Genomic DNA, 336 nt, shown 5'->3' on the forward strand with positions numbered 1-336 from the left:
GCAAGATAATCTGGCTGGCTTCATCCGGCCCGGATATATCAACACGGCAGGTCGCCAGGCGATGGCCGTCGGTTGCAACGGTACGCAGTGAGTCAGTGCTGACTTCAAACAGCATGCCGTTAAGATAATACCGTACGTCCTGTTGCGCCATGGCAAAGCTGGTGCGATCCAGCGCCCGGCGTAACACCTGTTGGCTCATGGTAAAGCTTTTTTCTTCACCCACCGATTCAACGTTAGGAAATTCGCTGGCAGGCAAGGAGGACAAGGTAAAACGTGAACGACCAGAGCGGATATTCACGCGCTGGTCATCAAGGGCAATTTCTATCTGGGCACCGT

At 53.9% G+C, this 336-nt stretch carries 1 pseudogene; it reads right to left on the reverse strand.

From position 1 onward, the window contains the following. Positions 1-336 (reverse strand): annotated as a pseudogene (locus tag Q4563_RS17805) (DNA polymerase III subunit beta); the annotation flags it as partial.

It is taken from the genome of Gilvimarinus sp. 1_MG-2023, from assembly GCF_030548285.1.